Below are 24064 nucleotides of genomic sequence, written 5' to 3'. Positions count from 1 at the left end.
CCACTAATGAACACTACAGAACATATTCAACAAACTCGCTTGCTGACTTCGATCGAGTTGGCCGCTTGCATAAAACTATTTCGTGAGATGCGGCAATGGTCACAGGAACAACTGGCAGCCATTTCCGGCCTCAACGTGCGGACGATTCAGCGAGTCGAGCAAGGCTTGTCTGCCAGTCTCGATACCCGCCGAGCCCTTGCCAGCGCATTCGAGTTCGAGGACATCGATGCATTCAATAAACCGTTCACAATTCCGTCCGAAGAAGAACTCAAGATGGCGAAGGAGAAATTTGATCATGAGCACATCACGCTAACGGCCACACCGCTGACAATGGGCAAGCAACTAGCCAGGCTGACAGAATCCTGCATGCTGGACCTGTCCGAGCCAGCCTTCGAACTGAGCCGCGAAGCGGACGAAACATTCGCCATATTGGTGGATTATCTCCGGGAGTACAGGGATTGCGCCGATATTTACAATGAAACGCAGAAGTTCGAGATATACGACGAGATGCAGTCCCACATCGACGAACTCAAGGCACTCGGTGTCTCTCTGTGCTACGCCACGCGCAACGTGAAGATAAAGTGGGGGACTGATCCAGACAGCAATCCGATGCCTGCTACAGTGCTGTACATCGTCGGCTTCCCACTTGGCAAGGAGCCTGAGCAGTTTGCAACGCGGAGGTCTGCTAGCATCCGCCTATAATCCGGAATGGATCAGGGTCGGCGCGGAATCATCACCATGCTTTGAACTTGAACAGCCGCCCCTGCTCATCCTCATCGTGCAACGTCACGACGATTTCGTCCGCTGCGAACACTGGCTCATCGTCATCGGTACGAGTTGGCAAGTCCGAATCGATCAGAGTGATGATGGGCTGCATCCCCAGCTCGGTGTATCGACGAATGACCGCTAACAGATTTTCCTTCTTACGATTATCCAGCGACTCGAACACCCCATCGTGATAAACGAAGCGCGGGAACTTGTCGTCAAGGTGAGCACGCAATACAGCAAGATCGAAGGCAATGCACAGCAACTTGCGATAGGTGTACCCAAGGTCGGCACTGGTCGCATTGCCCGACTCATCCAGAATCTCCGCCTTGAACTCTAGGTGCCCCGCCTGATTTGGAGAGACGCTCAGCAATGCTTTACGATCGATCACTTCTTCGACGATTTCACTAAAAGAGACCCGAATCGACGAAAATAAACTATTGGGGTCCGAGTTCTGATTCTCGACATCAACTTCTATTTGGGTTTGCAGATGACCACATGCCTCAGTCAGCGCTCTAATGTCAGTACGCAACTCCTGCAAACGGTGCAAAAAACCGCGCTGACGCTCCAGAGATGTGATGTCGGCGCGCAGCGTTACCATTTCGTCGGAAACTTGTCTGTACTTTCCGAAAATGTCGGTTTCGCTCAGAAATGAAAGCATGTCCGAGCGCTTTTTACCCAGCGACCCAAGCTCAGCATTGACACGCTTAAGCTCGGCTTCGATCTCCACACGCTCTTCCTGAAGATAGACTCGACGTTCATCCGTAATCGCCCGGTTGAAGGCGATCAATTGCTCGAAATCCTTCTTCACTTGCCCCTCGAAAAGGACGCCCGTTTCCTCAAACAGGCGCCGAGCTTCTTCTGGATTAAACAGAATCTGGTCCTCCTCCAACGAAGCCAGTATCTTCTTTCTGTTCTGTGTCAGCGAATAACGTTCGCTATTGAGTGTCGCGATACGCTCATCTATGCCATCGACCAACTGCTTGGTTCGATCTTTATCCTGAGCACGAAAATCAAAGGCATCAAGAAGCTTTTGCTTCTTCTCTGCCTCCTTCTGCTTGAGCAAGAGGATACCTTCGATCTTGCTGATGTCCTCAATCGACCCACCCAATTCGTTCTTAATAGTCTGGGCAGTATCTTGCTTTTTGGATAGCTCCTCCTCCTTCTCATAATGCGAAGCGATCAGTTTTGCGTCGAAACCTAGCATATGCGCAAGAAATGGCTTCCAATCGGCATGCTTGGACGCAAACTTGCGAAGTTGGAATACCTCGCGAAAGTCCTCCTGTGAACGCAGCAGATAGCCCAACCCTTTGCGATATGACCATGGCTTTAGTGCGCGCCAATCGAGTAGACCATCGAGCAGGTCGCGGGCGCGTTCGAAAGCCACATCCTGATGGTCCCATTCCGATATCGACAACGTGGAGAAGTCCTGGTGTCCCGCTTCGTGCTTCTTAAAGCTGATCTTGGTTGCCTGTTCCACACCACGCCGTATCGTAAGGAATGAGGCATCCTCCAGTTCAATCTCTAGGAAGAAAACGAAATCTTTGAAGCGTTCGAAGTGCTTGAAAAGGAAAAATTTGGCGTCGCGTCCAGATAAAAATCCAAAGTCGAGCAAGCGCCCTAGGGTTGTCTTTCCAAGATTGTGGGTATCCTTCTCACGATTCTCCGGTAGACGAATCTCCGCCATGACCACATTCAGACCCTGCACAAAATCGACGGGCTCGAATAAGTCCGGCTTGTTTGAATAAAGTCTAGACAGTTTCATTGGGCCCCACATATTCTACGGCATCGGTCTTCGGGTGATAGTCGATTAGCCCCATCAGATAGAGAAAATTCAGGGCCGGCAGGAATAGTACATCGCCTCCGGTAACGGTCTTCTTCGCATACTTGCGGAGTGCGCCGTATTCATCCACACGACGATCTTTCAGTCGTATCAATAGCATCAACGCAACGTTGATAACAGTGCGATCTGGGTGCGAGTGTTTAGTCGGTCGTAGCATCGCTTACCTCCCCTATATCGCAGTTCCAATACATGTAGAAAAGCACGGTCCGAGTCAAGCGTTTGTGCGCATGTTGTCGTAACACTGGATCGCGATTGAAGAGTAGATCGACCAAGTACTCCATTACGTCATCAAAGGTCTGGTAGTCCTTGCGCTTGGCAATGATTTTGAGTTGAAACTCATCAACCACAGATTCATACATGCGTAGCAATTCGAGATTTTCGGGCGCAGCCAAGAATGTACGAATCTGCACAGTTTCCTTCAGATACTTCCTGCGTTGCGCCTTGGCGTACTCAGCGCTCATATTGTTCAGGACGTTCTTCTGCTCATAGGTGACCCTCTCAGCGGGCGGATCGTCGAGCAAAGCCGACACGCTATCCTTCTGCCGGGCCAGCGCCTGAACGACCTCAGCAAGATCGTCTGGACTAACGATCAAGGGCGAATCGACCGGATCGAGGTCGACTTTTCCTGCCGCATCAGGAAACGTCTTCAACAAAACTTCCAACTGTTCCAAGCCGCACAAATAGATCGACGAAGCTGGGATACCGCATTGCTTTGCGATGTGTTCGCGTATCTCGCTCTCAGCATTGCCAGCCAACCTTCGATTGGCAAACAGCATGTAGTTGTCGAGCTGCTTGGCTTCGCGCAGTTTCTTAATGCGTGGAATCTCCTTAGCAAGCACCGTGTTCGCCGATTTCGTACTAAAGAAGTCTGGTTCCGAAAAATTTCTATTGTAGCCGTTGGTGTGTTTGGCCTGGATGATGGTCGTACCAACCCACGGCGCAGCTTTGCTCGGATGTAGCTCTGACGTGCCAACGAATTTCGCATCACGTCCGCCATCAGGCCCCTTGGCGAAACCTTGCACGGAAATGCCAAGCAAATGCTGGCATAAGAAAACAATCAGTTTTTCGAACTGATCGTCGCTCATATCCTCGTAGGCAAACTTCATCTAACCTCCGAGCTAAGTTTCAGCGGACTGCTCGTCATACAGCAACCGTAATGCCGGCTGCGTGCGCGCGACGCGCAGGCAGCACAACAATCTCAACATGCTGGTCAAGTGACACCAGGGCCTGCATCAATCGTTCGAGAGAAATGTTCTGTAGCTTGTAACGGCGAACTTGAGACACCTTGGGCTGCGTCATGCCGGTAATAGCGGCCGCTTCCGTCTGACTGAGATTGCGTTTGTCAATTAGCTCGTTGAGCTTGACTGCAAGAGCAGCCTTCGCTGACAGTTCCTCTGCATCATTGAAGCCGAGGTCTACCAACACGTTGTCTGTGCCTTGAGGATTGGCTTTGCGTGTCATTACGATCTCCTGCTCAACCCATAGTGGGCGAGCACTGTCTTTAGCCGCTTCTCGATCAATTCCACGTCCGGTCGCGGTGTAGCAATTCCGGACTTGGATTTCTTCTGAAACGCATGTAACACATGCACAGCATCGCCGACGCGCACGGTGTAGACCGCGCGAAAAGTGTCGCCCCGATGGTCTCCCACCAGTTCATAAACACCCGAGCCGAGGCCTTTCCAAGGCTTTGCCGAATCAGGTGTTCGACCCAACTGCACAACGAACAGCGCGACGCCCATATCCTTCTGGATGGGAACGGGAAACTCCTTGAAGTCCTTCTTCGAGGAGCCTTCCCAGTACAGTAGCTTCCGTTTCTCAGACATAGATTATACCCGTTCAGGTATGAAACACAAGAACCGAATTACCGCGTTAGCGTCATGACAATTCGGCTCGCGCCTGAGATCGGTATTGGTAAAAAGGAAGTCGCCAGTCATACCGTCGCCTCCTTATACCGCAGTGTCCCCGTGATCGTCTTGCGACGGTTTGCCACCAGTTCGGCCGCCTCACGCACCGGGTCATCCTCGGTGTGGATGTAGCGCATGAACATGGTTACAGTCTTGTGTGCTGTCAGCACCATACCGACTTTGACCGGAATGCCCGAGTTGGCGATGTCAGTGGCCGAGCGGTGGCGAATGCCATGCGTGCCGACGTGAGGTACGCCAGCCGCTTTGAGCGTACGGCTCCAACCGCCGTAATACTCCCCATAGGTCAGGTGGGTGAGCGGATTGCGCGGTGATGGCAACACATAACGCGCACCGGGCTGTCGAGGGGCCGTGGAAAGCAGCCGATAGGCCTCCTCGCTCATGGGTTTGGACATACCACCGGTCTTGCTGTCGGGCCAGACAACCCGGCGGTTCTCCAGGTCAATCCACTCCCATTCGAGCAGCACGATTTCAGAGCGTCGGGCTGCGAACTCGAATTGCAGACGAATCGCCAGCGGGATGACGTAGGGCACCAGACCCTCGGCCTCGATTTGGTCGAGATGCTTGAACAGCCTGGCCATTTCTTCGTCGGTGATGAGGCGGGTCGTCTTGCCACCGGTGTACAGCGGAACGTGTCGGCACGGGTTCGAGCCATCCGAGCGATAGCCCCAAATCTCAGCCAAATTGAACATCTTACGTAGGACAGATAGCGCCTTGTTTGCCTCACCCGGCTTGTAATCCAGTTTTTTCATCATCGCGGCCACGTCAGCGCGTTTCACATCCTGGACCTTCATCCGCCCCAGGATCGGGATAATGTTGCGGTCGATGTTTCCCTGGTAGCCTTTCTGCGTACTGGGTTTGTTGCGGTGCTTGGAGTAGTCCTCCATGAACTTTACGCATAGCTCCCTGACTGTCGGCGCCTTGCGCGCTTCGGCCTTGGCGGCCCCCGGATCGCCGCCTCGGCGAACCTCGGCCAGCCAGTTTTGCGCCAATGAACGGGCCTGTTCGACAGTCAACTCTCCGTACAGGCCCAGTGCTGGCTTACGCCGCTCACCGGCATTCGTCCGGTACTGGAGCATGAAGACCTTGCGGCCGGCCGGCGTGATCTTGCACAGGAAGCCGGGGACGAGAGTGTCGCGCAACTCGACGGGCTGCGCCTGGGGCTTTGCCGCATCAATTGCGGACTTGGTGAGTTTGATCTTGGCCATAGCTGACTCCTTGGAAAGACCCGTTTCCAGGAGCCTGTTAGGAGCCAAGCGGATGGAAGCCGGGTCAAGTTTCGGAAAGCACCGGCATATGATGAATTAGCCTAAGTTATTGATAAACCTGCTGTAGCGAGCTTAGGCGTAGTCCAGCGAAGTACGGTGCTGGAGTCATGGTGAAATAAAAAAACCCCGCGCTCGGTAGAGTGCGGGGTTTCCATTCGGACTGTGGCTTCAGCCTCGCTATATAAATACGTCTTTCGCTTCGAGCCAGCCTGTTCGTTACGCGTGGTTCAGCTTTTCCAATGCCGCCGAGGCAATGAACGCAGAACGACTTTTAATACCGTGGGTGGTCACGTATTGGTCGATCTGACGAATGACGTGACCTGGCAGCGTCACATTCACCTTTTCGGTTTTGCCGAGGTAGGGCGTGATATCAATATCAATAATCCCCCAGCCGCACCCTTCAAATTCTGGATTTTGGCGATGCTCCGCAATGCTGCGCGGCATGGGAATATCTTTATTCTCGTTGGCTAATTCTTCCAACTGGATATGAGCCACTTCCACTGCCATTTCATAAGCATGTTCGGTCGTGTCACCCGCTGTCACAGCACCGGGAATGTCCGGAATGACGATACCGGTGGCGGTGTGTTCATCGCCCCATTCGATAGCAACCGGATATTGCATGAGTTACCTCCTGAACGGCCGAGCTACCTGAGCCCCGCAAGTTTTCTGATATTGTGGATGGTGCCCTTAGGCAAATCCTTTTTCGGATGAGGCACGGGCACACTGCCGAGCTTGGTAGGGTGCTTGAATACGTGATGGCTCCCACTAACACGATCTAGATACCATCCATCAGCTTCCATCTCCTTGATGACATCCTTGCTTTTCACCCTTCCTCCTTGTTCTTTTGGTCAATTAAAAAATAACCCCAGAGTTATAAATTTGCAAGAATTCATACCTCCAGACGCACTTCTAGCTCCACACCAGCCTTAGATATGAATATTCAGTCGATGATCCTGGAGGCACTAGCCTGATCGCCGTCCACAGTGTATTCCTATGTTTACAATGGACCACTTCAGCCAGAAAACGCTCCCTTCAACTTGGTTCATCCCCGCGCCTGCGGGGAACGGTCAGCACCGTATAACGGCCCCCTCTGGTCTCTCGGTTCATCCCCGCGCCTGCGGGGAACGGCGATCTGGATGAAGTCCGCGACCGTTTGCTGGCGGTTCATCCCCGCGCCTGCGGGGAACGGCAATCGACAACACTATGCAGGTGCAGCGCTGCCGGTTCATCCCCGCGCCTGCGGGGAACGGTGATCCAGAAAGCCGACGAGCTTGAGCAGGAGCGGTTCATCCCCGCGCCTGCGGGGAACGGATACACCGCAACCTGGCAGCCTACAGCACCATCGGTTCATCCCCGCGCCTGCGGGGAACGGAGACGGATGAATACACCGAGGCCCTGCGCCGCCGGTTCATCCCCGCGCCTGCGGGGAACGGATGCCGCGTTCTTTCGATATTTTCTCTTGCAGCGGTTCATCCCCGCGCCTGCGGGGAACGGCTCGGCCTGCCGCCTTTTACTCTCGATCTCGGCGGTTCATCCCCGCGCCTGCGGGGAACGGCAGTAGCGGCTCCCCGATGCCCACCATCATTACGGTTCATCCCCGCGCCTGCGGGGAACGGCACTCTGGGCACTCGCTGGCATCAAGGCGCAACGGTTCATCCCCGCGCCTGCGGGGAACGGCTCAAGCGCATCGAAGACCTGCACCAGAAAGACGGTTCATCCCCGCGCCTGCGGGGAACGGTCAGCAGCCGTGAACAGCAAAGCATCAGCAAACGGTTCATCCCCGCGCCTGCGGGGAACGGTCTATTTGTGATGCCCAGAGCTTTTGAAATCGCGGTTCATCCCCGCGCCTGCGGGGAACGGAGAGGCCGAAGACCTGGACAGCGGCGGCGCGCCGGTTCATCCCCGCGCCTGCGGGGAACGGCACTCAAGGGGTTAACGCGCTAACACGCGAGACGGTTCATCCCCGCGCCTGCGGGGAACGGACACTTTCGCCAGGCTTCCATGTTGAAGAAGCCGGTTCATCCCCGCGCCTGCGGGGAACGGTTGGCCGTCAGTCCCGAATGGCAGGCGTTCGGCGGTTCATCCCCGCGCCTGCGGGGAACGGCGGGACTGGCCGTCTGCTCAGTGAGGTTAATACGGTTCATCCCCGCGCCTGCGGGGAACGGAATGGCGTCGCTATTTCAATAATCGGAATATCCGGTTCATCCCCGCGCCTGCGGGGAACGGTACAGAGTAGTGTTCGCCGACAACCAGGGCGACGGTTCATCCCCGCGCCTGCGGGGAACGGATGGATGGCATCCTCTATAGCCCGCACCACGCCGGTTCATCCCCGCGCCTGCGGGGAACGGCACCGAATCGATACGCTGGCCCAACGCCTCATCGGTTCATCCCCGCGCCTGCGGGGAACGGCGCATCATCCATTGCACAGACAACGACCACGGCGGTTCATCCCCGCGCCTGCGGGGAACGGGTTCGCAACATGTTCCAAGGCATTGCCCGAACCGGTTCATCCCCGCGCCTGCGGGGAACGGCTGCGCAGTGGCTCGCTTACCAGGCCGTGCAGCGGTTCATCCCCGCGCCTGCGGGGAACGGCGAGTTGGCGCTGGTGTCGATGGCCATGGCCACGGTTCATCCCCGCGCCTGCGGGGAACGGCGCGACAAGCTGGTCGAGTACCAGTCAGAGTGCGGTTCATCCCCGCGCCTGCGGGGAACGGCCACGGCTACACGATCCGCATTAGCCCGCCGCCGGTTCATCCCCGCGCCTGCGGGGAACGGCATCCCAGAGCGCCTCAAGGCTGCCGTGCGTGCGGTTCATCCCCGCGCCTGCGGGGAACGGCAGCTCAGACGTCAGGTCGGCAACGCCATACGCGGTTCATCCCCGCGCCTGCGGGGAACGGGGCAATCGCAACAACGGCTCCAGGGCCGGCGTCGGTTCATCCCCGCGCCTGCGGGGAACGGTCAACCGCCCGGGCGGGTAGTCCGGCATCATGCGGTTCATCCCCGCGCCTGCGGGGAACGGCTCGAGCTGGTCGGCGAGCCGTGCCTTGTCGTCGGTTCATCCCCGCGCCTGCGGGGAACGGGCACCGTCTGACTGATGAGGCCAGCACCCATGCGGTTCATCCCCGCGCCTGCGGGGAACGGTACAGTACCGTTTTAATGCTGGCTAGGCCATGCGGTTCATCCCCGCGCCTGCGGGGAACGGCGTCGGCGATTGTCGAGATACAGACCAAAACGCGGTTCATCCCCGCGCCTGCGGGGAACGGGGCAGAAAGCTGCTCATTGACGACCGTTTGGGCGGTTCATCCCCGCGCCTGCGGGGAACGGTGAATTGCGCCATGCCGCGTGGGCCTCCTTAGCGGTTCATCCCCGCGCCTGCGGGGAACGGCTGGGCGATATGGCCAAGATCGGTCGCCGTGTCGGTTCATCCCCGCGCCTGCGGGGAACGGGCCGTTGGCCGCTTCGGTGCCGACGATGAACGCGGTTCATCCCCGCGCCTGCGGGGAACGGACCTCGATTTCGGTCATGGTCTCGTGGCGCGACGGTTCATCCCCGCGCCTGCGGGGAACGGGCTGAAGCGTGGCTGCCCCGTGATGTAGCTCGCGGTTCATCCCCGCGCCTGCGGGGAACGGGATCATTCAGGACTGGCTGCAATCCTCGCGCGCGGTTCATCCCCGCGCCTGCGGGGAACGGGCTTTCCAGTATGCCGATCAGCTCGGTTCGGCCGGTTCATCCCCGCGCCTGCGGGGAACGGCCCGCACAACGCGCAACCGTTGAGCCCAAACGCGGTTCATCCCCGCGCCTGCGGGGAACGGCAGCTGAGCCAGCCACATATCGCCGGGGCGCGCGGTTCATCCCCGCGCCTGCGGGGAACGGGCGGCACCGCCGCTGCGCTGTGATAGCACGGGCGGTTCATCCCCGCGCCTGCGGGGAACGGAGCGCATCGATTTGATTGATGGCCCTGCCGCGCGGTTCATCCCCGCGCCTGCGGGGAACGGTGTGTTCGTCGGGGGTGGCCACGTCGGACACGCGGTTCATCCCCGCGCCTGCGGGGAACGGCAGTGAAACCCCCATGATGTCAGCACAGAACACGGTTCATCCCCGCGCCTGCGGGGAACGGACTACCCGACACCTGACCGACATACTCGCTGACGGTTCATCCCCGCGCCTGCGGGGAACGGTTCTTCAACCTTACGCTTTCATCGACCATCTTCGGTTCATCCCCGCGCCTGCGGGGAACGGGCCAGCAAAGCGCCTATTACATCATTGATGAGCGGTTCATCCCCGCGCCTGCGGGGAACGGCCTCGCGACCCCGCACCCACCGACGCCTCCCCTGGTTCATCCCCGCGCCTGCGGGGAACGGCGCGGCGTCATTGAGAAGTACGACGAAATCAGCGGTTCATCCCCGCGCCTGCGGGGAACGGAGCGATGCTCACTTTCTCCCCCCTAGCCAGGCCGGTTCATCCCCGCGCCTGCGGGGAACGGGGCATCGTCTCGAAGAACGCTATGGATAGGGCCGGTTCATCCCCGCGCCTGCGGGGAACGGACTAATTGTAGATGGCTGTTCTGCAAGATAAAAATGTTCAGTAGAAAGTTCACCAGCGGTTTAGATCGATTTTTGACCAGAACAATATTATTAAAGAACAGTAAAATCAGTATGTTGCAGAAACCTATAAAAATCGCACCAAGCCTCGCGCAATCGTATACGTATGCAGCGTTTTCAAGAAGTGAGGTCTCTCTTATGGCATTCGCATTCACTCATGGGAGACGACTCGCGCAGGGCGCTATTGGATGTGCTAACTGACCGATTCCTTCGTTTTTATACGAGCGACGCCTGCGCCTCCTCCACCATCTCAGTGGCAAACTCACCTACCGTTCGCACCGCGTCTTCGATGGCGGGGGTGAGCGTAAACGCATAGTTCAGCCGCAGGCACTGGCGGAACTTGCCGGAGGCGGAGAACAGCGAGCCCGGCGCCACGTGGATGGCATGCTGCGCCAGACGCTGATTGAGCTTCACGCAATCCACCGCGGCGGGTAACTCTACCCATAGCAGGAAGCTGCCCTGGGGGTAGCTGATGCCCGAACCAGGCGGGAAATAGCGCTGCACCCAACCGATCATGACGTCTCGCTGGCGCTGGTATTGCCGGGTCACGTGACGCAGGTGCCGCTCGTAATGCCCTTTGGCAACGAACTCCGCCACGGCCAGTTGGGGCAGCGTGGCTGAAGCACCGGTGGAGACGTACTTCATATGCAGCGCCTGATCGCTATAACGCCCCGGCGCCAGCCAGCCCACCCGTAGCCCCGGCCCCACCGTTTTGGAAAAGCCGCTGCACAGCATCACGCGGCCATCGTCATCGAAGGATTTCACGGTGCGCGGCCTTGGCAGGCTAAAGGACAAGTCACCGTAAATATCGTCTTCGATAATCGCCACATCGAAACGCTGGGCAAGCTGAAACAGCGCCCGCTTGCGCGCCTCCGGCATGGTGTACCCCAACGGGTTATTGTAGGTGGGCGTGACCTGTATGGCGCGGATCGGCCACTGCTCCAACGCCAGCTCCAGCGCCTCAAGGCTGATGCCCGTTTGCGGATCAGTGGGGATTTCCAATGCCTTCAGACCATTGGCTTTCAAGATCTGCATGGTGCCGTAAAAACTGGGCGAGTCGACGGCCACCACATCGCCGGGCTGTGTCAGCGTGCGCAAGGCAATAGCCAGCGCTTCCTGACAGCCCGTGGTGATCAGCAGATCATCTGGATGCAGCAGGCAGCCAGACGCGACCGCGAGCCTGGCGACTTGCTGGCGCAGCTCGGGACTGCCGCTCAGCTTGTCATAGTTGAAACCATGCAGATCATTGCGACGGTGAAGACCCGCCAATATTCTGGAGAGCGGACGCAGCGTCTCGTACTCCAGGTTAGGCACTCCCCGCCCCAACAGCAGCCGCTGATCATCGCGCTGGGTAGCCACGAGCTCCAGCACCTGATCCCATTGAGAGATGTCCAGCGGCCGTTGGGCAGGCCGCGACATGGACGGCAGCACCGAGGGTGCTCGGCTCGGCAGCACGAAGTAACCCGACTTGGGCCGCGACTCGATCAACGCCACATCCATCAGTTGCCGGTAGGCTTCCTGGGCCGTCGAGATACTCACGTCCAGCTCCTGGCACACCGCTCGAATGGAGGGCAGGCGGTCGCCCACACGGTAGATACCGTGCTCGATACGCTCGCGCAGGATAGCGGCGACTTCTTCATAGCGCGTCATGACAATCCCCTCCTTATAGCCCACCCCACCATACAGATGGCGTGCCCAACTGCCATACAGAGGTATAACACGCCCATCTGTATCTTAAAAATAAAAAACCTATGTCTGTATCAAAAAAACGGCGCCGAATAATCTAGTCCTGCAGCCCACCGTCATACCCCTGGAGGATTCGCCATGCCACGCTTCAGTCTTGCCCAGCTCCGCTGTCAGCTACGTCTCCAACTGCATCAGTACCGCCACTACCGCCGTAGCCGCCGCCAGCTACTGACCCTGGATGACCGGCTACTCGAGGATATTGGTATCACCCGCGCCCAGGCAGCCCAAGAGGGCCATAAAGCGTTCTGGAAACATACGCCCCTTGAGGAGACTCCCCATGAAAAGTGCTGACTACTACCTGCTGGACGTCTTTACCGAGCAGCCATTTACCGGCAACCCGCTCGCGGTTTTTCTGGCGTCCGATGAATTGGACACCTCCACCATGCAGGCCTTGGCCAATGAATTGAATCTGGCAGAAACGGTTTTTTTGAGTGCCGCCACGCAACCGAACCACTATCCAATGCGGATTTTCACGCCGACGAGAGAACTCCCGTTTGCAGGCCACCCAACAGTGGGTACCGCACACTTGCTGGCAGCATTGGAACTCGCCAACCCCGCGCAACCCCTGGTGCTTCACCCACCCATTGGTGCGCTGACGGTTCGCTACGAAAACGGCCAGGCCATGTTCACGACGTCGCAACCAGCCCTACTGGCCGCCAGCCCGATCGACCGGCTGACGGCCGTTGAGCTGCTGGGGCTCGATATCCATCAGGTGATAGGCGACCCCGTCATGGCCTCCCTGGGGCTGCCCTTTCATTTGATCGAGCTGGCCGATGTGAAGGCGCTGGAGAACATCCGCATTTCATCGGCACTTTGGGCCAGTGCCGTGATGACCAGCGAGGCCCCCCAGGTTTATCTTTACGTCATCGAACGACACGAGGCGACCCGCATTGTGGTTCGTAGCCGCATGTTCTGCATGCATGCCAGCCTTTGCGAAGACCCCGCAACCGGCAGTGCCGCCGCCGCCCTGACCCACTATCTGGCATCGCTCACCAGCGACGCACTGCATTGCACGATTCATCAGGGCATTGAAATGGGCCGTCCCAGCATCATCGAAACGGCTGCGAATGGCCATCTCGAAGCTGGGCATGTGCAAGTGGGAGGGCACGCCGTTCTGGTGGGCAAGGGAACCATGACGCTCAATGCCCATTAGGGGGCGGTTTGTCGGCAGGTTGAGCCAGCAGCTCATTGCCCTTATACGCTTCAACGACGCTGTCGCAGGCAACCGAGCAAACCATCACTACGTGAGCACTACAAACAATGTTGGGATCACGGAACATCACACCCGAACCTCGTGACGCACTCCTCAAGCCGTCAACCCAATCCCTCTCAAAATCACCGAGGTCACCGACTGCACGGCTTTTTCGAACTGCAGGTCGTCCAGCGGTTTGTCGTCGTTGAGCAGGTAAATCTGGTAGTCGAAATCGGCGTAGTGCTGGGTAGAGGCCCAGATCATGTAGAGCAGGTACGAAGGCTCGACAGGGTTGATTTGGCCGGAGTCGATCCACTCGCGAATTTTCGACTCTTTCAACTTGGCCCATTCATAGAGGTTGTCGCGCAGCCGCTCCTTGAGAATCGGGGCGCCCTGCATCACTTCGGCCGCCCATATCTTGGAACCGTGGGCGCGGTAGCGAGAATGATTCATTTTGGCGCGAATGTAGGTGGAGAGAACCACCCGTGGGTCGTCGTACAGCTCGAAGCAGAGCGCGTCCTGCTTCCACACCTCCAGCAGCGCCAGCAGCACCTCCTGGTAGAGCGCCTTCTTGGTCGAGAAATAGTAGTGCACGTTGGACTTTGGCAGGTCGGCCAACTGGGCAATGTCGCCCATGGAGGCACCGGCGTAGCCTTTTTCGGCAAACAGCTGCTCCGCCGCTTGAAGGATTTTCTTGACGTTGGTTTGCCGTATTTCGTCCTGTGTTCTTGCCACGCTGGTATCCCTTTGCAACCGTCCGCTCAGAGAGTGTTTACAAACTACTGCGCTAGGCCATGCGGCGTTGAAACCAACCTCAAAATGCTCATTTACACCTCGTAAACTGCGCTTTTTCGGCTGATTTCGCCTTGCCTGGCCGTCCCTCGTGACATTTGTAAACACCCTCTCACAATACGCACCAAAAACTGCACCACCGCCCCACGAGGAGGCAGGCGGTGGTGCAGAGAAGATGGCGTAGTTAGCGCATCGCGTCAACGCTGGTTGGTGGGAAACGAGAACTCCGCCCGGGTGGCTTCGCTGACGGAGGGCCAGCGTTGGGAAACCGCTTTTCGGCGCGTGTAGAAGCGCACCGAGTCTGGGCCGTAGGCGTGGAGGTCGCCAAACAGCGAGCGCTTCCAGCCGCCAAAGCTGTGGTAGGCCACCGGCACAGGCAGCGGTACGTTCACCCCCACCATGCCCACTTCAATACCGTCGGTGAAGCGGCGGGCGGCTTCGCCATCGCGGGTGAACAGGCAGGTGCCGTTGCCGTATTCGTGGTCGTTGATCAGCTGCATGGCGTCGTCCAGGCTGCCGACCCGCACCACGCAGAGTACCGGCCCGAAGATCTCTTCCTGGTAAATGCGCATCTCCGCAGTGACGTGATCGAACAGACAGCCACCGACGAAATAGCCCTCCTCATGGCCAGCCACGCTCAGGCCGCGCCCATCCGCCACGAGCGAAGCGCCAGCGTTAACGCCGTCTTCGATAAACCCAAGCACTTTATCGCGATGTTCGGCGGTGACCAGCGGGCCCATGTCCAGGCCTTTATCGGTACCGGGGCCCACCTTCAACTGGGCGATCTTGGGCAGCATGGTTTCGACCAGACGGTCGGCGGTTTCATCACCCACGCACACCGCCACCGAAATCGCCATGCAGCGCTCGCCGCAGCTGCCGTAGGCGGCGCCCATCAGCGTGTTGGCGGCGTTTTCCAGGTCGGCGTCCGGCAGAATCACCGCGTGGTTTTTCGCGCCACCAAGCGCCTGAACGCGCTTGCCTGCGGCCGAGCCACGGGAGTAGATCGCCTCTGCCACGGGGGTAGAGCCCACGAACGAAATGGCTTTCACGGCCTTGGCATCCAGCAGGGTTTCTACCGCTTCGCGACCGCCATGCACCACGTTCATCACGCCTTTGGGCAGCCCGGCCTCTTGCAACAGCTCGGCCACGGCCATGGCGGCCGACGGGTCTTTTTCGGAGGGCTTGAGGATAAAGGTATTACCGCAGGCAATCGCCATGGGGTACATCCACAGCGGCACCATGGCGGGGAAGTTGAACGGCGTAATGCCCGCCACCACGCCCAGCGGCTGGAAGTTGGACCAGGCATCGATACCCGGCCCCACGTTGTGGGAGTACTCGCCTTTCAGCAGCTCCGGCACGCCACAGGCGTATTCGACGTTTTCAATGCCACGCTTGAGCTCGCCCATGGCATCTTCCACCGTCTTGCCATGCTCTTCGCTGACCAGCTGTACCAAGCGGTCGGCGTGCTCTTCCAGCAGCTGCTTGAAGCGGTACATGACCTGAGCACGCTTGGCGGGCGGCGTATCGCGCCAGGCAGGAAACGCCGCCTGAGCCGCAGCAATGGCTCGCTCCACATCCGCTGCGCTGGCATCCGCCACTTGGCGAACCACCTTGCCCGTGGAAGGGTTGGTCACGTCCAGCGTACGCTGGCTTTCCACCAGCTCACCATTAATCAGGTGGGAAACAACACTCATCATGAAACTCCGAAACAGGGTGGGCCAGGGTTATGCCAGGGAATCCAGGGTACTGGCGACGGCATCGAACAAACGCTCAAGCTCGGCTTCCGTGGTGCCAAAGGGAGGGCCGAACTGCAGGGTGTCACCGCCGTAGCGCACGTAAAAACCGGCTTCCCACAACGCCATATGGGCATCGCGGGGGCGAATCGTCGGGTCGCCGTTACGCGGCGCAAGCTGCAGGGCACCGGCCAGGCCGTAGTTGCGAATATCGACGATATGTTGACGGCCTTTCAGGGCGTGCAGCTTCTGCTCGAACACCGGGGCAATCGCACTGACCTGCGCGGGGAAGTCCTCACGCTCGAACAGTTCCAGCGCCGCCAGGCCAGCGGCACAGGCCACGGGGTGAGCGCTGTAGGTGTAACCATGGGGAAACTCGATGGCATGCTGCGGGCCACCAGCGTGCATGAAGGTGTCGAAAATCTCCCGGGAGGCGATCACGGCCCCCATGGGCACCGCTCCATTGGTGATCTGCTTGGCCACGTTCATGATGTCCGGCGTGACGCCAAACGCTTCGGCACCAGTGGTGGCGCCGCTGCGGCCAAAGGCGGTAATGACTTCATCGAAAATCAGCAGAATATCGTGGGCGGTGCAGATTTCCCGCAGCCGATTCAAGTAGCCCTTGGGCGGCACGATCACCCCCGCCGAACCCGACATGGGCTCCACGATCACGGCGGCAATGGTCGACGCATCGTGCAAGGCAATTTGATCCAGCAGCGCATCGGCCAGCTCAGCACCGGTTTCCGCCTGGCCACGGGTATAGGCATGGCCCGCTTGCAGCGTATGGGGCAGGTGCGTCACGTCCATCAACTGGCCGTAGTGCTTACGGTTACCGCCAATGCCCCCCAGGCTGGTGCCGCCGATATTCACCCCGTGGTAGCCCTTGGCGCGGCCAATCATGCGGGTTTTTTCCGGCTTGCCCTTCAACCGCCAATACGCCTTGGCCATCTTGACCGAGGTATCGGCGGCTTCTGAGCCGGAGTTGGTGAAAAACACGTGATCCAGCCCGGCAGGCGTTAAGCTGGCGACCTTTTCCGCTAATTTGAACGCCAACGGGTGGGCCATCTGAAAGCCGGGGGCAAAATCCAGCGTGCTCAACTGCGCCGCTACCGCTTTTTGAATCTCTTCACGGTTATGGCCCGCCCCACAGGTCCACAGGCCAGAGAGCGAATCGAACAGCTTGCGCCCTTGGTCATCGATGTAATAACGCCCTTCGGCGCCCGCAATCATGCGCGGGTTGGCACGGAAGTCCCGGTTGGCACTAAAGGGCATCCAATAGTGCTGATTCAGCGGCGCAGACGCCCCCCCATCACGGGATGCGTGCTCGGCGGTCTGCGTGGCGGATGGTCGTTGTACGTCCAACATGGTGTTCGTCTCCTCATGTCCGGCTGCCTGGCAATATGGCATGCAGCCAGCATGCGCCACTCGACACGTATGTAAAATTACGCTTTTCTTTTGTTCACGTTAGAGAATAGATACGTAACATCGCCGCATTTAACTCTACGCTGGCAGTTAATGAATAAACGACAGGACGCTCGCCAGCCTTACCTGTGCTCATTCAACAAGGATTTCCCATGAACTCATTGACTGACCCCAGCACTACACAGCGCCATTTACAGACCGACAGCGACCGCCTTTGGGCGTCGCTCATGGAGATGGCCAAACTAGGGGCCACGCCCAAGGGCGGCGTGAACCGTCAGGCGTTGACCGACCTGGAGCGCCAGGGCCGCGACCTGTTCATTCAGTGGTGCCGTGCCGAGGGCTGCACGATCCGCATTGATAATATCGGCAATATCTTTGCCCGCCGGGAAGGCAGCGACCCCAGTGCCAAAACAGTCATGGCGGGCAGCCATCTGGATACCCAACCCACCGGCGGCAAATACGACGGCTGCTTCGGTGTCATGTCGGGTCTTGAAGTCATTCGTACGCTCAACCAGCACAACATCACCACGCGCTCGTCCATCGAAGTGGTCGCCTGGACGAACGAAGAGGGCTGCCGCTTTCCTCCCTGCATGATGGGCTCTGGCGTCTTTACCGGCGAACTGGCGTTCGATGCCATGATGGCGCGCACCGACGCCGAAGGCATCACGGTGAGTGACGCGCTGGATGCCATTCACTATCGCGGCCAGGATGAGGTGGCGCCGGACGAGATCAAGGCGTATTTCGAGCCTCACATCGAACAAGGCCCCATTCTCGAAGATACCGAGACCACCATTGGCGTGGTCATCGGCGGGCTTGGGCAGAAGTGGTTCGACTTGACCCTGACCGGGCTCGAAGCCCATGCAGGCCCCACGCCCATGAACCTGCGCCGGGATGCCATGATGGGCGCGGCAGAAGTCACCCAGGCACTCAACCGGATTGCCCATGAGCATCAACCCCACGGGCGCGGCACGGTGGGGTGCATGACGCTGCACCCGGGCTCGCGCAACGTGATTCCCGGCCAGGTCAAGATGACCCTGGACATGCGCCACTGGGAACCCGAGGCCCTCATTGCCATGGGGCAAGCCGTGGCCAGCGCCGTGGAAGAGATCTGCCAACGTCACGGGCTGGAGTACGAACTGACCCCGACGGCCGATTTTGCCCCTGAGCATTTCGATCAGGCATGCGTGAACAGCGTACGCCAGGCCGCTGAAAAGCTGCAGCTATCGCACATGGATATCATCAGCGGCGCAGGCCACGACGCGATGTTCATTGGCCGTGTTGCCCCCGCCGCGATGATCTTCATTCCCTGCAAGGATGGCATCAGCCACAACGAGATCGAAAGCGCCACGCCCGAACACGTCCACGCAGGCTGTAACGTGCTGCTGCACGCCATGCTGGAAGCGGCAGAGGTGCATGACAGAGCTGCATGACATTGAGTCGTGAAGCGTGAGCAGTGTGGCTAAACGTCAGCCAACTGCCTGCGTGCAAACTCGGCAAACTGCTTGCGCGAGGGTTTGAGCGCCACCTGCGGTGGCCAGGGTAGCCAGGCATCGGGGACCATGAAGCCCGGCAGCGCCTCGCGTACCCAGGCGGCCAGGGCCTCGGGGCAGAGCGCATCGGTTTGCGGTTCGATGAAGGCCACCGGGCGCTCGCCCCACTCCGGATGGGGCACGGCCACCACCAGCGCCTGGGCCACGCCCGGGTAGTCGACCAGCCGCTGCTCGATGCTCTCTGGCTGTATGTTTTCACCGCCGGAAATGAACACGTTGTCGAGCCGCCCTTCGACGACGAGCGCCTGCTGGTCGTTGAAGTAGCCCCGGTCACGGGTGGCGAACCAGCCCTCGTCGTTGACGGCGGGGTCCAGCGCGCCATCGGCCAGATAGCCGCTGAACAGCGTGTCGCCCTTGACCTGAATTTCGCCATCCACCACCCGCACCTGACGCCCCGGCAAGGGCTGCCCTACCACGCCAGGGGCAGAGGGCAAGCCGGTACACACCTGGCTGGCCATTTCCGACAGCCCATAGCTGACCTTGGGCGTCAGCCCCAGGCGCTGCAAGCGTTCGACCAGCGGCGCGGGAATGGCCGCGCCCCCCAACAGCAGCTCGCGGAGCTGGATGTGTCGAGGGTCGAAGCCTTCCCTCAATAGCCGCCAAAGCTGCGTCGGCACCAATGAGAGGTGGGTGATAGGCTGCTGCATCAGGCGCTCGGCCAGCGGGCGAGTCGCATCGTCCAGCACCAGCCGCCCCCCGGCCAGAAAGACCCGAAACGCAATGGCATAGCCTCCCACATGAAACAGCGGCAGCGAAAGCAGCCAGCCGCTATCCGGGTCCACAGGAATCAGCGACGCCGAACCCCGCGCCGAGGCCAGATGATTCCCCACCCGGTGCAGCACCGCCTTGGGCGGGCCGCTGGAGCCGGAGGTGAGGATGGTGTTGCTGCGCTGGCTCGCGTACAAGACCGGTGGCTCGCCGGGGTCGGCCTCCGCGCGGTAGTCGAGGGAGATCGGCGGCAGCTCGGAAGAGTAGGCAAAGTCGCTCTCCGGCTGGCACACCCGGGTGACCTGCATCCGCCGCGCCAGCGCCTGCTGCTGAGCCACGGGGAGCGCCGGATTCAGCGGGCAGAACACCACCCCTGCCCGCAGGCAGGCCCAGGCCAGCAGCACGCCCTGCAACGACCCTCGGGTGGGTACCAAAAGGGGCATGTCCGGCATCAGGCCCTGCCTGGCCAACTGCTGGGCCAGGGATGCCACGCGCCGGTTCAACGTGCGATAGCTCAGGCGCACCGCGCCCGCCTCCACCGCGATATGCTCCGGCGTTTGCTGGGCCCAGTAGTGAATGGGGCATGTCTCGGTCACAGGGAAAGCTCCTTGCGGTCGTCGCCAGCGGCGGCGTGGTAGAGGCAGTGCAGCCGCGCGTGCCGCAACTTACCGGCTGGCGAGAGAAGTGATTCGCTGAACGCCTGGGCGGTATCCAGCCCCGCAGGCTCCTCGGGAGCCCACTGCCGGGCCAGGCAGCTCAACTGCCCCAACCCCCACTGAGATTCGAAACTGGATGAGATCACCACCCGCAAGCGGTGGGCCCTGGCGCGCTGAACCAACGCCTGGCAAGCTGCGAACCCGCCCATCAGCGTCGGCTTGATGACCAGCGCGGCCAGCCGGGGGTGCGGCGCCCAGGCAGTGCCGCGCTGCAGGGTTTCATCCAGGGCGATGTCGATGCCCGTGGCGTCCGCCACAGCGATGCTGTCGGCCAGCGTAGCACAGGGCTCCTCCAGGTAATCGATTTGGGCAGGCGAGAGCTGCTGGCAAAAGCGCAGTGCCTGCTCGCGCTGCCAGCCACCGTTGGCATCGAGGATCAGTCGCGTGTTGGGTAGCCACTTGGCAAGGCTTGCGATCAAGGCCAGCTCCGCATCGCTCGGGTAGCGGGCCACCTTCAGCTTGATGCGTTCTGGTGGAGCAGCCTGCCATTGGGCCGCGCGCTCCGGCAGTGCACTCATCAGCGCTTGCGGGGTGCCCTGCAGCAATGGGTAAGGCGGCAGAGAAGCAGGCAGGGAAGCGGGCCAGCGGTGCCGGGCGCAGTCGAAACCAAACTGTACTGAAGGTAACGTTGGCGTGGCTGTCTCACCGCGCTCTATAGCCGCCAGGCAGGCCAGGCTCTCGGCGGCGGCGTCAGCGAGGCTCTCACGGGAGAAGCCCGGCAGCGGGGCCATCTCGCCCCACTGGCCGTTGATCGTGACTAACAGCCCTTCTCTGCTCGCCAGCCGCTGGCCTTTGAACGTCAGCGGCTGGCGAAACGGTAGCGAGTAGCGGTAAAGCGCCAGCGCCATCAGGGGTTGCGCGGATAGCGCGAGAAGTCCGGGCGGCGCTTTTCATTGAAGGCGTTGCGCCCTTCCTGCCCCTCGTCGGTCATGTAGAAGAGCATGGTGGCATTGCCCGCCAGCTCCTGCAGCCCGGCCTGGCCGTCGCAGTCGGCGTTCAGCGCCGCTTTCAGGCAGCGCAGCGCCATGGGGCTATGCTGCAGCATTTCACGGCACCAGCGCACGCTCTCTCGCTCCAGCTCGGCCACCGGCACCACGTGGTTCACCAGCCCCATCTCCAACGCCTGGGCGGCGCTGTACTGTCGGCACAGGAACCATATTTCACGGGCTTTTTTCTGGCCGACGATTCTCGCCATGTAGGCAGCCCCGTAGCCCCCGTCAAACGACCCCACCTTGGGGCCCGTTTGCCCGAAAACGGCGTTATCGGCGGCGATGGTCAGGTCGCACATCATGTGCAGCACGTGGCCACCGCCAATGGCGTAGCCTGCCACCATGGCAATAATCGGCTTGGGGCAGGTACGAATGTCACGCTGGAAATCCAGCACGTTGAGGTGATGGGTGCCCGCCTCATCGCGGTAGCCGCCGTAGTCGCCACGAATGCGCTGGTCGCCCCCGGAGCAGAAGGCCTGTTCGCCCGCCCCGGTCAGCAGAATCGCGCCGATGGCGCTGTCGTGGCGCGCGCGGCCCAGGGCATGGATCATCTCGCTCACCGTTTGCGGGCGAAACGCATTGCGCACCTCAGGGCGGTTGATGGTGATCCGGGCAATGCCCTCCTCAGCGGTGTGATAGAGGATGTCCTGGTACTCCTGCGAGGCGTCCTGCCACGCGATAGGGGCATACAGCGCCTGTTCCGTGAGTCCTTCGATCATGCTGACCTCGTGCTTTATCAGGGGTGTGCGTTCTTTTTGGTAAGGCGGTGTTCGCGGGCGGGCCTCAGCGCAGCCAGCCCACGACCACCAGAGCCAGCGCCAACAGGCTCAGCAAGGCTGCCAGGCCGTACATCAGCCATTTGTTGCGGGTGTCCTGGCCAAGGCTCAGGTCGAATAGGCCATGGCGCAGCCGGTGGGCGGCATGAAACAGCGGCAAGCACACGGCGGCGCCGATGAACAGCACACCGGGCAGGCTGAACAGCAGGCGTGAGGCCCGCTCGTGACCAAGCGCCTCGGCGGGCAGCAGGCCCAGCGGCAGCAATAGCCCGATGAACAGAATCACCGCAGGCAAGACCACGGCAAAACAGACGCCCCCCGCACTGAACAGCCCCCACCACAAGGGTTCGTCATAGGCTTGCCGAGGCTGGCTCAGGTGTGCTTTTTGATGTGAGGTTTTCATGCGCCGCCCCTCCCCAAGAGCCAGAACAACACGACCGCCACTGCCACGACCCCCGCCCACTGGCCAGCAACGATGGCGCCAGCGGGCACGCTGCGCCCCGCCACGCGTAGCGGCATGACCCGAGGAAACAGCACGAAGAAGGTGGCCGCGTGATAGAGACTGGCCACCAGCGCCAGCGCATTCAGCAGTAGCACCAGCGGCGAGCCCATGAAGGCCACCCAGCCCTGCCAGCTCGCCGGGCCCTGCAACAGCGCGAACACCCCTGCCAACAGGCAGAGAATGAAAAACACCAGCGGCACCACCGTGGCTTCGCGCAGCATATAGCGCTTGAAGAAACCGTGCTTCAGCCACCAGTTGCGCTTCAAGGGCGGCAGCCGTTGTGATGATGATTTTTCCATGCGGCACTCTCCCGACGGTTCGTTCTGGCCAATCAGCCCTTGAACAGCGCGATCAGCGTATGTTTGGCGGCCTCGACCTTGCCCTGGTTGACCGCAGCGGCTGGGTCGACGTGCTTGGGGCATACCTGCGAGCAGAAGCCCACGAAGGTACAGCTCCAGACACCATCATGGCGGTTGAGCTGCGCCATGCGCTGGCGTTTGCCCTGGTCCCGGCTATCCAGGTTGTAGCGGTGCGCCAGGGTCAGCGCCGCAGGCCCCAGAAACTCCGGGTTCAAGCCAAACTGCGGGCACGCCGAATAGCACAGGCCACAGTTGATGCAGTTGGCAAACTGCCGATAGCGCGCCAGCTGTTCGGGCGTTTGTGTGTGGGGCTGCGCCTGGCCGGGATCGAAGGTCTGCACCGGGTCCTGTTCGATCAGGTAGGGCTTCACCGCCGCCAGGTGCTCCAGGAACAGCGCCATGTCCACGACCAGGTCCCGCTGAACAGGGAAGTGCGCCAGTGGTTCGATACGAATCTCGCCAGAGTAGTCGCGCAGGAAGGTTTTACAGCCCAGCTTGGGAATGCCGTTGACCATGACGCCGCAGGAGCCACAAATCGCCATTCGGCAAGACCAGCGGTAGCTCAGCGTGCTGTCCTGCTGCTCCTTGATATGGTTCAGCGCGTCGAGAAGCGAGGTGCTGTCCTCCACCGCAACGTCGTAGGTTTGCCAGTAGGGATCCGCTGCGCTGTCGGGCAGGTAACGCTTGATGCTGATGTGCTTGTTCATGCCTTGCCTCCCTTGGCCGCATCCCCGTAAACCCGCGCGGCCGGGGCCGAAAAGCGGGTATCCACCGCCTGCCAGCGCAGCTCGGCGGGCGCGTCACCCTGGTAAAACACTTGGCTATGCTTGAGATAGCTCACATCGTCACGGGCCTGCAAGCCCTCGTCCAGGCGCTGGTGGGCACCCCGGGATTCGCGACGCTCCAACGCGGCCAAACACGACGCCTCGGCGATCTCCAGCCCATAGCCAAACTCCAGACACTCCAGCAGCTCGGTATTGAAGATCTTGCTGGTGTCACTGACCCGCACCTGGGCATAGCGCTGGCGCAGCTGGCGAAGGGTATCCAACGCCTGCTGCATGCCTGCTTCGGTGCGGTAAATGCCGCAGCCGCTCTCCATGGCCTGCACCATGGCGTGCTTGAGCGTCACCCAGGATTCACCGCTGCCCTGGCCATCGCAGAGCGTGGCCAGCCGCGCCTG

22 protein-coding genes, 1 pseudogene and 1 CRISPR repeat array are annotated in these 24064 nt (G+C 60.2%); of the genes and pseudogenes, 4 read left to right on the top strand and 19 right to left on the bottom strand.

Annotation, left to right across the window (positions count from 1 at the left end; translation table 11 throughout):
* Nucleotides 1-702, top strand: a 702-nt coding sequence (locus B7L72_RS12015; protein WP_254893811.1) for a helix-turn-helix transcriptional regulator, incomplete at its 5' end; no start/stop codon positions are given.
* A 31-nt stretch (nucleotides 703-733) separates the two neighbouring features.
* Here the strand turns inward: B7L72_RS12015 and B7L72_RS12010 are convergent.
* From B7L72_RS12010 to B7L72_RS11970, 9 genes are all read right to left on the bottom strand, one after another.
* A complete protein-coding gene (locus B7L72_RS12010; RefSeq protein WP_081194592.1) occupies nucleotides 734-2530 on the bottom strand; it encodes a DUF2326 domain-containing protein in 1797 nt (598 codons plus the stop codon).
* On the bottom strand, nucleotides 2517-2765 hold the full coding sequence (locus B7L72_RS12005; RefSeq protein WP_081194590.1) for an ABC-three component system middle component 8: 249 nt from the start codon (nucleotides 2763-2765) through the stop codon (nucleotides 2517-2519). The genes B7L72_RS12010 and B7L72_RS12005 overlap by 14 nt, the downstream gene beginning before the upstream one ends.
* Nucleotides 2749-3714 carry an ABC-three component system protein gene (locus B7L72_RS12000; protein ID WP_081194588.1) on the bottom strand — a complete coding sequence of 322 codons (966 nt, stop codon included), beginning with the start codon at nucleotides 3712-3714 and terminating at the stop codon, nucleotides 2749-2751. Before B7L72_RS12000 ends, B7L72_RS12005 begins: the two co-directional genes overlap by 17 nt.
* 34 nt (nucleotides 3715-3748) lie before the next feature.
* Entirely contained in the window at nucleotides 3749-4069 is a 321-nt protein-coding gene (locus tag B7L72_RS11995; protein ID WP_081194586.1) for a helix-turn-helix domain-containing protein, read from the bottom strand.
* A complete protein-coding gene (locus B7L72_RS11990) occupies nucleotides 4069-4431 on the bottom strand; it encodes a type II toxin-antitoxin system RelE/ParE family toxin (protein WP_081194584.1) in 363 nt (120 codons plus the stop codon). The genes B7L72_RS11995 and B7L72_RS11990 overlap by 1 nt, the downstream gene beginning before the upstream one ends.
* A gap of 107 nt (nucleotides 4432-4538) precedes the next feature.
* Nucleotides 4539-5738: a site-specific integrase gene (locus tag B7L72_RS11985; protein WP_081194582.1), complete on the bottom strand. Its 1200-nt coding sequence runs from the start codon at nucleotides 5736-5738 to the stop codon at nucleotides 4539-4541.
* A gap of 276 nt (nucleotides 5739-6014) precedes the next feature.
* On the bottom strand, nucleotides 6015-6419 hold the full coding sequence (locus B7L72_RS11980) for a type II toxin-antitoxin system HicB family antitoxin (protein ID WP_081138748.1): 405 nt from the start codon (nucleotides 6417-6419) through the stop codon (nucleotides 6015-6017).
* 23 nt (nucleotides 6420-6442) lie between these two features.
* Nucleotides 6443-6625, bottom strand: coding sequence for a type II toxin-antitoxin system HicA family toxin (locus B7L72_RS11975; protein WP_081138750.1), 183 nt, complete (start codon nucleotides 6623-6625; stop codon nucleotides 6443-6445).
* Between the two features lie 211 nt (nucleotides 6626-6836).
* Nucleotides 6837-10342: direct repeats of the CRISPR family, unit length 29 nt; unit sequence CGGTTCATCCCCGCGCCTGCGGGGAACGG.
* A gap of 273 nt (nucleotides 10343-10615) precedes the next feature.
* Nucleotides 10616-12049, bottom strand: coding sequence for an aminotransferase-like domain-containing protein (locus B7L72_RS11970; RefSeq protein ID WP_081194580.1), 1434 nt, complete (start codon nucleotides 12047-12049; stop codon nucleotides 10616-10618).
* A 174-nt stretch (nucleotides 12050-12223) separates the two neighbouring features.
* On the opposite strand from B7L72_RS11970, the gene B7L72_RS11965 reads away from it, so the two are divergent.
* Nucleotides 12224-12436 (top strand): DUF1127 domain-containing protein, encoded by a 213-nt coding sequence (locus tag B7L72_RS11965; RefSeq protein ID WP_081194578.1) that lies wholly within the window; start codon nucleotides 12224-12226, stop codon nucleotides 12434-12436.
* The gene (locus B7L72_RS11960) at nucleotides 12423-13298 is read left to right on the top strand and encodes a PhzF family phenazine biosynthesis protein (protein WP_081194576.1); all 876 of its coding nucleotides are present in this window, start codon (nucleotides 12423-12425) and stop codon (nucleotides 13296-13298) included. Before B7L72_RS11965 ends, B7L72_RS11960 begins: the two co-directional genes overlap by 14 nt.
* 153 nt (nucleotides 13299-13451) lie before the next feature.
* Here the strand turns inward: B7L72_RS11960 and B7L72_RS11955 are convergent, their stop codons facing one another.
* The 3 genes from B7L72_RS11955 to B7L72_RS11945 all read right to left on the bottom strand — a co-directional run bounded on the left by B7L72_RS11955 (nucleotide 13452) and on the right by B7L72_RS11945 (nucleotide 17227).
* Complete coding sequence (locus tag B7L72_RS11955) at nucleotides 13452-14072, bottom strand: TetR/AcrR family transcriptional regulator (protein WP_016915179.1); 621 nt, start codon at nucleotides 14070-14072, stop codon at nucleotides 13452-13454.
* Between the two features lie 254 nt (nucleotides 14073-14326).
* Complete coding sequence (locus B7L72_RS11950; protein WP_081194574.1) at nucleotides 14327-15823, bottom strand: CoA-acylating methylmalonate-semialdehyde dehydrogenase; 1497 nt, start codon at nucleotides 15821-15823, stop codon at nucleotides 14327-14329.
* Between the two features lie 30 nt (nucleotides 15824-15853).
* A complete protein-coding gene (locus B7L72_RS11945) occupies nucleotides 15854-17227 on the bottom strand; it encodes an aspartate aminotransferase family protein (protein WP_081194572.1) in 1374 nt (457 codons plus the stop codon).
* Nucleotides 17228-17436: 209 nt separating this feature from the next.
* On the opposite strand from B7L72_RS11945, the gene B7L72_RS11940 reads away from it, so the two are divergent.
* Nucleotides 17437-18714, top strand: a complete 1278-nt coding sequence (locus tag B7L72_RS11940) for a Zn-dependent hydrolase (protein ID WP_081194570.1) — start codon at nucleotides 17437-17439, stop codon at nucleotides 18712-18714.
* A gap of 29 nt (nucleotides 18715-18743) precedes the next feature.
* Here B7L72_RS11940 and B7L72_RS11935 read toward each other — a convergent pair whose 3' ends face one another.
* From B7L72_RS11935 to B7L72_RS11905, 7 genes and pseudogenes are all read right to left on the bottom strand, one after another.
* The gene (locus B7L72_RS11935; RefSeq protein WP_081194568.1) at nucleotides 18744-20138 is read right to left on the bottom strand and encodes an AMP-binding protein; all 1395 of its coding nucleotides are present in this window, start codon (nucleotides 20136-20138) and stop codon (nucleotides 18744-18746) included.
* Entirely contained in the window at nucleotides 20135-21106 is a 972-nt protein-coding gene (gene menC / locus B7L72_RS11930) for an o-succinylbenzoate synthase (protein ID WP_081194566.1), read from the bottom strand. The genes B7L72_RS11935 and menC overlap by 4 nt, the downstream gene beginning before the upstream one ends.
* Nucleotides 21106-21966, bottom strand: a complete 861-nt coding sequence (gene menB, locus B7L72_RS11925; RefSeq protein WP_016915185.1) for a 1,4-dihydroxy-2-naphthoyl-CoA synthase — start codon at nucleotides 21964-21966, stop codon at nucleotides 21106-21108. Before menB ends, menC begins: the two co-directional genes overlap by 1 nt.
* Before the next feature lie 64 nt (nucleotides 21967-22030).
* Nucleotides 22031-22426 carry a fumarate reductase subunit FrdD gene (gene frdD / locus B7L72_RS11920; protein ID WP_016915186.1) on the bottom strand — a complete coding sequence of 132 codons (396 nt, stop codon included), beginning with the start codon at nucleotides 22424-22426 and terminating at the stop codon, nucleotides 22031-22033.
* Nucleotides 22423-22824 (bottom strand): fumarate reductase, encoded by a 402-nt coding sequence (locus B7L72_RS11915; RefSeq protein WP_016915187.1) that lies wholly within the window; start codon nucleotides 22822-22824, stop codon nucleotides 22423-22425. The genes frdD and B7L72_RS11915 overlap by 4 nt, the downstream gene beginning before the upstream one ends.
* A gap of 32 nt (nucleotides 22825-22856) precedes the next feature.
* Nucleotides 22857-23591, bottom strand: a complete 735-nt coding sequence (locus B7L72_RS11910) for a succinate dehydrogenase/fumarate reductase iron-sulfur subunit (RefSeq protein WP_081194564.1) — start codon at nucleotides 23589-23591, stop codon at nucleotides 22857-22859.
* A pseudogene (locus tag B7L72_RS11905) lies at nucleotides 23588-24064 on the bottom strand (succinate dehydrogenase/fumarate reductase flavoprotein subunit); the annotation flags it as partial. The gene B7L72_RS11910 and the pseudogene B7L72_RS11905, both read right to left, overlap by 4 nt.

The organism is Halomonas sp. BC1 (assembly GCF_002078135.1).
GTDB classification, from domain to species: Bacteria; Pseudomonadota; Gammaproteobacteria; order Pseudomonadales; family Halomonadaceae; genus Vreelandella; species Vreelandella stevensii.
The sequence above is the reverse complement of the archived record's forward strand: the minus strand, read 5'-3'. Positions and strand labels throughout refer to the sequence as shown.

Coding starts and splice junctions, on each gene's coding strand:
- B7L72_RS12010 (WP_081194592.1), bottom strand. CDS start 2,530: ATGAAACTGTCTAGACTTTATTCAAACAAGCCGGACTTATTCGAGCCC.
- B7L72_RS12005 (WP_081194590.1), bottom strand. CDS start 2,765: ATGCTACGACCGACTAAACACTCGCACCCAGATCGCACTGTTATCAAC.
- B7L72_RS12000 (WP_081194588.1), bottom strand. CDS start 3,714: ATGAAGTTTGCCTACGAGGATATGAGCGACGATCAGTTCGAAAAACTG.
- B7L72_RS11995 (WP_081194586.1), bottom strand. CDS start 4,069: ATGACACGCAAAGCCAATCCTCAAGGCACAGACAACGTGTTGGTAGAC.
- B7L72_RS11990 (WP_081194584.1), bottom strand. CDS start 4,431: ATGTCTGAGAAACGGAAGCTACTGTACTGGGAAGGCTCCTCGAAGAAG.
- B7L72_RS11985 (WP_081194582.1), bottom strand. CDS start 5,738: ATGGCCAAGATCAAACTCACCAAGTCCGCAATTGATGCGGCAAAGCCC.
- B7L72_RS11980 (WP_081138748.1), bottom strand. CDS start 6,419: ATGCAATATCCGGTTGCTATCGAATGGGGCGATGAACACACCGCCACC.
- B7L72_RS11970 (WP_081194580.1), bottom strand. CDS start 12,049: ATGACGCGCTATGAAGAAGTCGCCGCTATCCTGCGCGAGCGTATCGAG.
- B7L72_RS11965 (WP_081194578.1), top strand. CDS start 12,224: ATGCCACGCTTCAGTCTTGCCCAGCTCCGCTGTCAGCTACGTCTCCAA.
- B7L72_RS11960 (WP_081194576.1), top strand. CDS start 12,423: ATGAAAAGTGCTGACTACTACCTGCTGGACGTCTTTACCGAGCAGCCA.
- B7L72_RS11950 (WP_081194574.1), bottom strand. CDS start 15,823: ATGAGTGTTGTTTCCCACCTGATTAATGGTGAGCTGGTGGAAAGCCAG.
- B7L72_RS11945 (WP_081194572.1), bottom strand. CDS start 17,227: ATGTTGGACGTACAACGACCATCCGCCACGCAGACCGCCGAGCACGCA.
- B7L72_RS11940 (WP_081194570.1), top strand. CDS start 17,437: ATGAACTCATTGACTGACCCCAGCACTACACAGCGCCATTTACAGACC.
- menC (WP_081194566.1), bottom strand. CDS start 21,106: ATGGCGCTGGCGCTTTACCGCTACTCGCTACCGTTTCGCCAGCCGCTG.
- menB (WP_016915185.1), bottom strand. CDS start 21,966: ATGATCGAAGGACTCACGGAACAGGCGCTGTATGCCCCTATCGCGTGG.
- frdD (WP_016915186.1), bottom strand. CDS start 22,426: ATGAAAACCTCACATCAAAAAGCACACCTGAGCCAGCCTCGGCAAGCC.
- B7L72_RS11915 (WP_016915187.1), bottom strand. CDS start 22,824: ATGGAAAAATCATCATCACAACGGCTGCCGCCCTTGAAGCGCAACTGG.
- B7L72_RS11910 (WP_081194564.1), bottom strand. CDS start 23,591: ATGAACAAGCACATCAGCATCAAGCGTTACCTGCCCGACAGCGCAGCG.